We start from the raw sequence: 9,793 nt of genomic DNA on the forward strand, positions 1-9,793 counted from the left end.
CCTACTGTAACTGTTACTCTCTCTCTATTCTTCGTGCTTCACAAGTATTTTTTTCACCTTACGATCAAACTCTCTTCGAGTAATCATTACTGAATGGTCACATCCCTCGCACTTAATGCGGATATCCATTCCCATACGAATAATTTTCCAACGATTCTCGCCACATGGATGTGCTTTCTTCATTTCCACAACATCGTACAAGTTATATTCCTTTTGCTCCACTCTTCAAACTCCTCCTCTCCATACTAAATTGCTTTTCCACTAACCAATTCTTCACGATTATATAAAACCATACGTGGATATGGAATTTCAATTCCATGTAAATCAAGACGATTTTTAATCTCTTTACGAAGTGCCCTTGCAATAACTGCATGTTGCATCGGCTCTACTTCAGCAATAACGCGTAATATAACTTCTGATGCAGCTAACGTTTGCACACCTAATAATTGAGGTGTTGTTACCATTTTTTCGTACTTTGAAGGTAACTCTACTAATAAATCTTCAATAACCTGCTCTGCTTTCGCAATATCAGCCTCATATGAAATAGATACATCAACAAATGCTACACTATTACTAACTGAGTAGTTAGTAACTTGAATAATACTTCCGTTTGGTAAAGTATGAATTTCACCTGTCCAACTCTTTACTTTCGTTGTACGAAGTCCAATTTCTAAAACGACTCCTTCAAATTGACCGATTTTAACATAATCGCCAACTGAAAACTGATCTTCTAGCAAAATAAATAAACCTGTAATAACGTCCTTCACTAAACTTTGAGCACCAAATCCGACTGCTAAACCAATTACCCCGGCACCCGCTAATAAACCTGATGCATTAATATCAAACACACCTAAAATCGCAATCAGCATAATAAACATAACAACGTACGCTACAATATTTTCAAGTAATTTCGCTACTGTAACTGTACGACGTTCTGAAATTTGAATTGGAGAACGACTCCCCATACGAAACGCATTTCGTACAACCGCTCTTGCAATTCGCACAACAACTGCACCGATTATTAAAATAATACATATTTTTAATGTCGCAACTCCAATATGAGCCCAACGATCAGCATCTAATAAATACTGTTTCGTAGAATTAAACCACTTCGTTAATAAATCCATGTACCTCTACCTCTCTAGCTAAAATTTCTTTTTAGTTATCCTTATTATTGTATCAGAAGTCCTCTAATTGCTGAAAAAATTTTATGATTTTAATCCTATTTTACCCCCGCCATTCAGGTATAAAATGGAACGAATATATATATACTAGTACTATTATTTCCGTTTTCATTCACATTTTGCAAAAATTACGCACTTATAGATTTCCATTTTTCTCACCATATAACATATATTGAAAATTTATTAAAAGGATGGGTGCTTCATGAATATTGGAAGTTTTCGCTTACCATTTTTTGAGAAAGAAACTCAAAACGTTATGCACCAGGATCTAGAAGCCTCTGAGATAATCAGTAATTTCTTACTTACCCACATTCCTATTAAAACTAATATACCACTCATTCTCGTTTGTATCGGAACAGATCGTTCTACAGGTGACGCACTCGGCCCGTTAGTTGGTACAAAACTTGAACAAATAGACATCAAAAACCTCCAAGTATTCGGTACACTAGATGAGCCAGTACATGCGCTAAATTTAGAAGAAAAAATTCAAAATATACAGAAAGAATATCCTGCTGCATTTATAATTGCTGTTGATGCATGTTTAGGAAAGTCTCAAAATATCGGGTCAATCACTACTGGAAAGGGCCCTAGTAAGCCTGGAGCTGCTATGAATAAGAAATTACCTGCAGTTGGTGATCTGCATATACACGGTATCGTCAATCTAAATGGGTTTATGGAGTTTTTCGTTCTTCAAAATACAAGATTAAGTTTAGTTATGAAAATGGCCGATGTAATCGCACAAAGTATAAAAGAGACGGATCAAAAATTATCCGCACTAAAAAAAGCAAACCATCTATAAATAATAAGATGGTTTGCTCTTTATTTTTTTTGTGATAATAGTTCTAAAATACGATTCAAATCTTCTTTATTAAAAAATTCAATTTCGATTTTACCTTTTTCTTTTTTCGTCTCTTTAATTTTCACATCTGTGCCAAACTTTTCTCTTAAGAACGTTTCACGTTCTACGAAAAATATATTTCGCTCTTTTTTCACTTTTTTTGTTTCACGTGAAACGTGTTGATTAATCTCTTGGACGATTTTCTCTAATTGACGAACATTTAATCCTTCTTTTTCAATGCGTTTCAATAAGGACTTCAATTGTTCTTCATCTTTTATCGTAAGTAAAGTTCTCCCATGAGCCATTGAAAGTTGACCATTTGCAATCATATCTTGGACGAACGAAGGGAGGCTTAATAACCGAGTATAATTTGCAATGTAAGGTCTGCTTTTGCCAAGACGTTTCGCTAATTGTTCTTGCGTTACATTTAGCTCATTCATTAACATCTGGTATGCCATTGCCTCTTCCATAGGATTTAAATCTTCTCGTTGTAAGTTTTCTAACAAAGCAAATTCCATCATTTGCTGTTCAGTTAATTGTCTTACAACCGCAGGTACCTTTTCTAAACCAGCCTCTTTTGCAGCACGAAATCGTCTTTCACCTGCAACGATTTCATATCCTTTAATACTCTTCCTAGCAATTAATGGTTGTAGAATACCGTGTTCCTTAATCGAAATTGCTAATTCCTGAATAGCCTCTTTATTAAAGTGTTTACGCGGTTGATATGGATTTGGCCTTAATTCAGTTACAAGAATCTCCTGAATTGTTTCCTCTTCTTTCACATCTAAATCAGGAAAAAACACATTAATTCCTCTTCCTAATCCCTTAGCCACCTGCAATCACTTCCTCTGCTAAATCTATATATACTTCTGCTCCTCTTGATTTAGCGTCATACTGCATAATAGGTTTCCCATGACTTGGAGCCTCACTCAAGCGTACATTACGCGGAATAATCGAGCGATATACTTTATCCCTAAAATACTTTTTCACTTCATCTATAACTTGGATCCCTAAATTTGTACGGGCATCCAACATCGTTAACAATACACCTTGAATTGCTAAATTTTTATTTAAATGTTTTTGTACAAGTCGAACTGTATTTAATAGCTGACTTAACCCTTCTAGTGCGTAATATTCACACTGTACAGGAATAATAACAGAATCTGCTGCTGTTAATGCATTAATTGTTAATAACCCTAAAGATGGGGGACAGTCGATAATAATATAATCATATTCATCACGAACTGGCTGTAATGCTCTTTGTAAACGTACTTCCCGGGAAATAGTCGGTACCAATTCAATTTCAGCACCAGCCAATTGAATTGTAGCGGGTAGAACATCTAAGTTTTCCGTTGCGGTTTTCTGTATAACCCCTTGAACATCTGCATCTTCCACAAGAACGTTGTAAATACATTGATCTAATTCAGATTTTTCAATTCCCACACCAGTCGTTGCATTTCCTTGAGCATCAATATCTACAAGAAGGACTTTTTTACCTACTTGCGCCAATCCAGCCCCTAAATTAACAGATGTTGTGGTTTTTCCAACACCGCCTTTTTGATTAGCAATAGCAATGATTTTTCCCATGATGTCACCTACTTTCAACCTTTCTATCTTATTCTAATAACAATTACGTTTATTGTAACATGAAATAAAACTTTTTCTTTTACGTCCTTTATTAAACTTCAAAATTTATTTCTAAACTCCTTCTTCATTTAACAAGAAAATATAGTAAAAGAGACCTCTCCAATAGGATAAGGTCTCTAACACGTCATTATTATTTTTTCTTTGGAATTTTAATTGTAATTTGATAGTACTCATCAAATTCTTCTTCCTCAGAATTAACATTCAAACCACTTTCAGTAACCATTTGTAAAGATTGTCTAATTGTATTCATAGCAATCCTCGTATCTCGACTTACTGCTTTTTGCTTTGCCTTACGCTTCGGTTTTGCTTCCTCTAGTAACTTCGCAATTCGTTCTTCTGTTTGCTTTACATTCAGTTGTTTCTCCACAATTTCCTGTAAAACCTTCAGTTGTAATTCCTCATTTTTTAAAGGAATGAGAGCGCGGGCGTGACGTTCTGTAATGCTTTTTTCTAATAATGCACTTTTTATTTCTTCAGGCAACTTTAACAATCGCAACTTATTTGCGATTGTAGATTGTCCTTTTCCAAGTCGTTGTGCCAATGCTTCTTGTGTTAAATTATGTAACTCAATCAGCTTTTGATATGCCACAGCTTCCTCGATTGCCGTTAGTTCCTCGCGTTGCAAGTTTTCAATTAAAGCTACAGAAGCTGTCTCTGTATCATTTAAGTTCTTTATAATTGCAGGAACCTTTTCCCAACCTAACTTTGTTGCCGCACGAAAGCGTCTTTCTCCAGCGATAATCTCGTACTTATCATCCTCATATTGCCTTACAACAATCGGTTGAATAAGTCCATGTGTACGAATCGTTAATGCTAGCTCATCAATACGCGCATCATCAAAAACTGTTCTTGGTTGATAACGGTTAGGGGTAATATTTACTATCGGAATTTCTTGTATTTCTTCATATACCTTTTTATCTATTTCTTCATGGCTTTCGTCTTGTAATTCGAATTCGCTCTCTTTATCTCCAAAGCCAAATAAACGAGAAAACGTATTTTTCATACATATTCCACCACCTTTTAGGCCTATTGACTATTCTCCATAAAATGTTTCCTATGAAACATTTACGTTTTCATTTATATAATTTAATCTTACGTCTAATAAGATTTATTTTTCAATAGGTAATTTATTGGGCGTTCCCGGTTTGCGTGGATATTTCTTTGGTGTCTTGCGCTTTTTCTCGATTAATAAAATATTACGTTCACTCTCTTCAAACGGTAATTGGAACGTAGACATCTCTTTTAACTCTCCGCCTAGCACCTCTAAAGCATACTTACCATTTTCGATTTCTTCATTTGCTGCTGCACCTTTCATTGCAATGAATGTTCCTCCAACTTTTACAAGTGGTAAACATAGCTCACTTAATACAGAAAGACGTGCAACTGCACGTGCCATTACAATATCGTATGATTCACGTACACCTTCTTTTTTCCCAAATGTTTCAGCACGATCATGACAAAATGCAACATCACTTAATTCTAACTTTTGTGCTAAGTGATTTAAGAAATTAATACGTTTTTGCAATGAATCTACAATTGTTACTTTTAAGTGCGGGAAACAGATTTTTAAAGGAATACTTGGGAATCCAGCCCCTGCACCAACATCACAAATTGAGAACGGTTTTGAAAAATCATAATAAAAAGCAGCTGTAATAGAATCAAAAAAGTGTTTTAAGTATACTTCTTCTTTTTCTGTAATAGCCGTTAAGTTCATTTTCTCATTCCACTCTACTAATGTTTCAAAGTAGATTTTGAACTGCTCTAACTGTCTAGAAGAGAGGGTGATCCCCTTCTCTTCTAGCATAGATTGAAATTGTTCTATGTTCATCTAGCAATATCTCCTTACTATTTATTGGTTCGATACGCGCGCAATTTTTCCTTGTTCTATATAAACAAGTAAAATGGAAATATCCGCTGGATTTACGCCAGAAATACGTGAAGCCTGCCCCATTGAAAGTGGACGAACATCTTTCAATTTCTGTCTAGCTTCTGAGGCAAGGCTAGAAATCGCATCATAATCAATATCTACAGGTATTTTTTTACTCTCCATTTTCTTCATACGCTCTACTTGCTGTAAAGATTTTTCAATGTATCCTTCGTACTTAATCTGAATTTCAACTTGTTCTGTAACTTCATCACTTAATTCTACTTCACTTGGTACTAAAAGATGAATATGCTCATATGTCATCTCTGGACGACGTAATAAGTCACTTGCACGTATTCCATCTTTCAATTCACTTCCGCCAATATTGCGAATTAATTCTTGAACCTCAGGACGTGGTTTAATAATAATGCTGCTTAAACGTTCCTTTTCCTGTTCAATTTGTAGTTTTTTATTTGTAAATCGCTCATAGCGCTCTTCTTTAATTAATCCAATTTCACGACCAACTTCAGTTAAACGAAGATCAGCATTATCATGGCGTAATAATAGACGGTATTCTGCACGAGATGTTAATAAACGATATGGTTCATTTGTACCTTTCGTAACAAGATCATCAATTAAGACACCAATATAAGCATCCTCACGACCTAAAACAACTTCTTTTTTACCTAAAGAACGGCATGCTGCATTAATCCCAGCCATAAGCCCTTGTCCTGCCGCCTCTTCGTAACCAGAAGTTCCATTAATTTGTCCTGCTGTATATAAATTTTTAATCTTTTTCGTTTCAAGTGTTGGCCATAGTTGTGTTGGCACAATTGCATCATATTCAATTGCATAACCTGTGCGCATCATTTCAACATTTTCTAGGCCTGGAATTGTTCTAAGCATGTCACGTTGTACATCTTCTGGTAGGCTTGTGGATAAACCTTGCACATATACTTCTTGTGTATTACGCCCTTCTGGCTCTAAGAAAATTTGATGACGTGGTTTATCATTAAATCTTACTACTTTGTCTTCAATAGAAGGACAGTATCTAGGGCCTGTTCCTTTAATCATACCAGAATACATAGCTGAACGATGTAAATTTTCATCTATTAAACGGTGTGTTTCTGTACTTGTATATGTCAACCAACATGGAATTTGATCCATAATAAATTTCGTTGTTTCAAAAGAGAACGAACGTGGCTTATCATCACCTGGTTGAATTTCTGTTTTACTGTAGTCAATTGTATTACTGTTTACACGCGGAGGTGTCCCTGTTTTAAATCTAACAAGATCAAACCCAAGTTCCTCTAAATGCTCAGATAATGTAATAGACGGTTGCTGATTATTTGGACCGCTTGAATATTTTAAGTCGCCCATGATAATCTCGCCACGTAAAAATGTTCCAGTCGTAATTACAACGGTTTTTGCTGTATATTCTGCACCAGCTTGTGTAACTACCCCTTTACACATACCATCTTCAACGATTAAACGCTCTACCATTCCTTGGAATAACGTTAAGTTTGGTGTTTCTTCAATTGTTTTCTTCAATTCATGTTGGTAAGAGAATTTATCAGCTTGCGCTCGAAGTGCACGTACAGCTGGCCCCTTACCTGTATTTAGCATACGCATTTGAATATGAGTTTTATCAATATTACGTCCCATTTCTCCGCCTAATGCATCAATTTCACGAACAACAATCCCTTTTGCTGGTCCACCAACAGAAGGGTTACATGGCATGAAAGCTACCATATCTAAGTTAATTGTTAACATTAATGTTTTTGAGCCCATTCGTGCTGCCGCAAGACCAGCTTCACATCCTGCATGACCTGCACCGATTACTATGACATCGTATGAACCGGCATTGTATCCCATTGTTTATTCCTCCTAATAATCTCTATCTTTCTAAAACATCACTATATTATTTTCCTAAACAAAATTGAGAGAACAACTGGTCAATTAGGCTTTCATGGACTGTGTCACCAGTAATTTCACCAAGTATTTCCCACGTTCTTGTTAAATCAATTTGCACCATATCAATTGGTACACCATTTTCTATTGCCTCAATTGCATCACCGATTGTTTGTCCCGCTTGTGTTAATAATCCAATATGTCTCGCATTAGAAACATATGTCATATCTGCAGAATCGATTGTTCCTTCAAAGAATAAATCAGCTATTGCCTTTTCGAGTTCATCTATTCCTTGTTCCTCAATTAAGGATGTTGTAATAACACGATTTCCCGCAGCTAACTCTGTAACACGTTCCATATCAATCGCTTGCGGTAAATCAGTCTTATTCACAATAACAATAAAGTCTTTTCCTTGTACCGCATGGAATAGATCTTCATCCTCATTTGTTAAAGCCTCGCTATAGTTGACAACAACTAATACTAAATCTGCTTGGCTCATCATTTCTTTTGATCGCTCCACACCAATTCGTTCAACAACATCTTCTGTCTCACGAATACCGGCTGTATCTATAAGTTTAAGAGGTACACCACGCACATTAACGTACTCTTCAATAACATCACGAGTTGTTCCTGCAATATCAGTTACAATTGCTTTTTTCTCCTGAACAAGACTATTTAATAACGATGATTTCCCAACATTAGGTCTACCGATAATTGCTGTAGCAATACCTTCACGTAAAATTTTCCCTTGTTTTGATGTTTCTAATATTTTTTCGATTTCCGAACGAACATGCGTCGCTTTCTCAATTAAAATATTATGTGTCATCTCTTCTACATCATCGTATTCTGGATAATCTATATTTACCTCAACATGAGCTAATGTTTCTAATATTTCTTGACGTAGGCGACCAATTAATTTAGATAATCGCCCTTCCATTTGATTAATTGCTACATTCATCGCACGATCTGTTTTTGCTCGAATCAAATCCATAACAGCTTCTGCTTGTGATAAATCGATACGTCCATTTAAAAAAGCACGTTTTGTAAATTCGCCCGGTTCTGCCAATCGTACTCCTTGCGCTAGAATAAGTTGCAATACTTTATTTACTGAAACAAGTCCGCCATGACAGTTAATTTCCACTATATTTTCACGTGTAAAAGTCCTTGGTGCGCGCATAATAGACACCATAACTTCTTCAATAACTTGATTTGTATCTAAATCAACGATATGACCATAATGAATAGTGTGAGAAGGAACCTCTGTTAAATCCTTCCCTTTAAAAATACGGTCAACTTTCTCAACCGCATCATCCCCACTTACTCGAACAATGGCAATTGCACCCTCTCCAAGCGCTGTGGAAATCGCAGCAATTGTATCAAATTCCATGTCCTTTCACCTCACTTGCTTATTTATCTCTATTTCAACATGATTATTTCTTTCACTAAATTATTAGGATACCATAACGAACCTATCTACAAAAGAAGAATAACTCATTTTATTATATCCCCATGTAAAAAACACTAAACTTATTCACAGTGGATAAGTTTAGTGTTTTTTAGTTATCCACATCTATTTTTCGCTCAAAAAAACCGGCACTCATTTGAGCAACCGGTCATTTAGGAGATATTACAACATGCCGATGTGGTTCATTTCCTTCAGAAGTTGTTTTGATACCTTGATGATTTGATAATGCCTGATGAATAATTTTTCGTTCAAAAGATGGCATCGGTTCTAAAATAACTCTTTTTTTCGTATTAGATACTTGTTTCGCTAATCGATAAGAAAGTGATTCTAGCGTACTTTTTCTTTTACTACGATAATTTTCAGCATCTAGTGTAATACCTATATACTGCTTCGTGTTACGATTCGCAACAAGTTTTGTTAAATACTGTAAAGAGTTTAGTGTATTACCTCTTTTTCCAATTAAAACTCCTACATCATCACCAGAAATTGTAAATTCGATCTCGCGTCCTTTTACAACTTTACTAATTTCAACTTCCACACCCATATTGTGAATAACATTTCTTAAATATTCTTCACATTCCTGAATTGGATCTTTCTTCAATACAACTTCTACTACTGCAGGACGATTCCCAAATAAACCTAAGAATCCTCTTTTACCCTCATCGACAATATTTATATCTACTCGATCTTTTGATGTATTTAATTGCCTTAAAGCATCCTCTACTGCCAGCTCGACTGTTTGTCCTTTAGCAGTAATTATACTCACTTGCTTGAGCCTCCAGCTTTGCTAGCCTTAATCTCTGGCCCTTTGATAAAGTACATTTGAGCAATACCAAAGATATTACCAACAACCCAGTAAAGTGATAATGCAGCTGGGAAGTTAA

At 35.6% G+C, this 9,793-nt stretch carries 10 protein-coding genes and 1 pseudogene; 1 reads left to right on the forward strand and 10 read right to left on the reverse strand.

Going from position 1 to position 9,793, the window contains the following annotated elements:
* Positions 1–24 precede the first annotated feature (24 nt).
* Both MR160_RS31300 and MR160_RS31305 read right to left on the reverse strand, forming a co-directional pair.
* On the reverse strand, positions 25–222 hold the full coding sequence (locus tag MR160_RS31300; RefSeq protein ID WP_000435486.1) for a DUF951 domain-containing protein: 198 nt from the start codon (positions 220–222) through the stop codon (positions 25–27).
* A gap of 23 nt (positions 223–245) precedes the next feature.
* Complete coding sequence (locus MR160_RS31305) at positions 246–1,127, reverse strand: mechanosensitive ion channel family protein (protein WP_000365111.1); 882 nt, start codon at positions 1,125–1,127, stop codon at positions 246–248.
* A 259-nt stretch (positions 1,128–1,386) separates the two neighbouring features.
* Between MR160_RS31305 and yyaC the strand changes: the two genes are divergently transcribed.
* A complete protein-coding gene (yyaC, locus tag MR160_RS31310) occupies positions 1,387–1,983 on the forward strand; it encodes a spore protease YyaC (protein WP_001020711.1) in 597 nt (198 codons plus the stop codon).
* 20 nt (positions 1,984–2,003) lie between these two features.
* On the opposite strand, the gene spo0J is transcribed toward yyaC, so the two are convergent.
* The 8 genes and pseudogenes from spo0J to MR160_RS31350 form a co-directional block, all read right to left on the reverse strand.
* Positions 2,004–2,855 carry a stage 0 sporulation protein Spo0J gene (spo0J, locus tag MR160_RS31315; RefSeq protein ID WP_001051833.1) on the reverse strand — a complete coding sequence of 284 codons (852 nt, stop codon included), beginning with the start codon at positions 2,853–2,855 and terminating at the stop codon, positions 2,004–2,006.
* Entirely contained in the window at positions 2,848–3,609 is a 762-nt protein-coding gene (soj, locus tag MR160_RS31320; protein ID WP_000516114.1) for a sporulation initiation inhibitor protein Soj, read from the reverse strand. Before soj ends, spo0J begins: the two co-directional genes overlap by 8 nt.
* 190 nt (positions 3,610–3,799) lie before the next feature.
* Positions 3,800–4,672: a nucleoid occlusion protein gene (gene noc / locus MR160_RS31325; protein WP_000799016.1), complete on the reverse strand. Its 873-nt coding sequence runs from the start codon at positions 4,670–4,672 to the stop codon at positions 3,800–3,802.
* Between the two features lie 105 nt (positions 4,673–4,777).
* Positions 4,778–5,497 (reverse strand): 16S rRNA (guanine(527)-N(7))-methyltransferase RsmG, encoded by a 720-nt coding sequence (gene rsmG / locus MR160_RS31330; protein ID WP_001019628.1) that lies wholly within the window; start codon positions 5,495–5,497, stop codon positions 4,778–4,780.
* A gap of 21 nt (positions 5,498–5,518) precedes the next feature.
* Positions 5,519–7,408, reverse strand: a complete 1,890-nt coding sequence (mnmG, locus tag MR160_RS31335; RefSeq protein WP_000541045.1) for a tRNA uridine-5-carboxymethylaminomethyl(34) synthesis enzyme MnmG — start codon at positions 7,406–7,408, stop codon at positions 5,519–5,521.
* A gap of 46 nt (positions 7,409–7,454) precedes the next feature.
* Positions 7,455–8,831 carry a tRNA uridine-5-carboxymethylaminomethyl(34) synthesis GTPase MnmE gene (gene mnmE, locus MR160_RS31340; RefSeq protein WP_000393760.1) on the reverse strand — a complete coding sequence of 459 codons (1,377 nt, stop codon included), beginning with the start codon at positions 8,829–8,831 and terminating at the stop codon, positions 7,455–7,457.
* A 226-nt stretch (positions 8,832–9,057) separates the two neighbouring features.
* Positions 9,058–9,675: an RNA-binding cell elongation regulator Jag/EloR gene (gene jag, locus MR160_RS31345; protein WP_000022797.1), complete on the reverse strand. Its 618-nt coding sequence runs from the start codon at positions 9,673–9,675 to the stop codon at positions 9,058–9,060.
* A pseudogene (locus tag MR160_RS31350) lies at positions 9,672–9,793 on the reverse strand (OxaA precursor); the annotation flags it as partial. The pseudogene MR160_RS31350 and the gene jag, both read right to left, overlap by 4 nt.

Source organism: Bacillus cereus group sp. BfR-BA-01382 (assembly GCF_022663475.1).
GTDB lineage: Bacteria > Bacillota > Bacilli > Bacillales > Bacillaceae_G > Bacillus_A > Bacillus_A thuringiensis_S.

What these genes read in the sequence shown, in the direction of transcription:
- MR160_RS31305 (WP_000365111.1), bottom strand. Translation starts at nt 1,127, where the DNA reads ATGGATTTATTAACGAAGTGGTTTAATTCTACGAAACAGTATTTATTA.
- yyaC (WP_001020711.1), top strand. Translation starts at nt 1,387, where the DNA reads ATGAATATTGGAAGTTTTCGCTTACCATTTTTTGAGAAAGAAACTCAA.
- soj (WP_000516114.1), bottom strand. Translation starts at nt 3,609, where the DNA reads ATGGGAAAAATCATTGCTATTGCTAATCAAAAAGGCGGTGTTGGAAAA.
- noc (WP_000799016.1), bottom strand. Translation starts at nt 4,672, where the DNA reads ATGAAAAATACGTTTTCTCGTTTATTTGGCTTTGGAGATAAAGAGAGC.
- rsmG (WP_001019628.1), bottom strand. Translation starts at nt 5,497, where the DNA reads ATGAACATAGAACAATTTCAATCTATGCTAGAAGAGAAGGGGATCACC.
- mnmG (WP_000541045.1), bottom strand. Translation starts at nt 7,408, where the DNA reads ATGGGATACAATGCCGGTTCATACGATGTCATAGTAATCGGTGCAGGT.
- mnmE (WP_000393760.1), bottom strand. Translation starts at nt 8,831, where the DNA reads ATGGAATTTGATACAATTGCTGCGATTTCCACAGCGCTTGGAGAGGGT.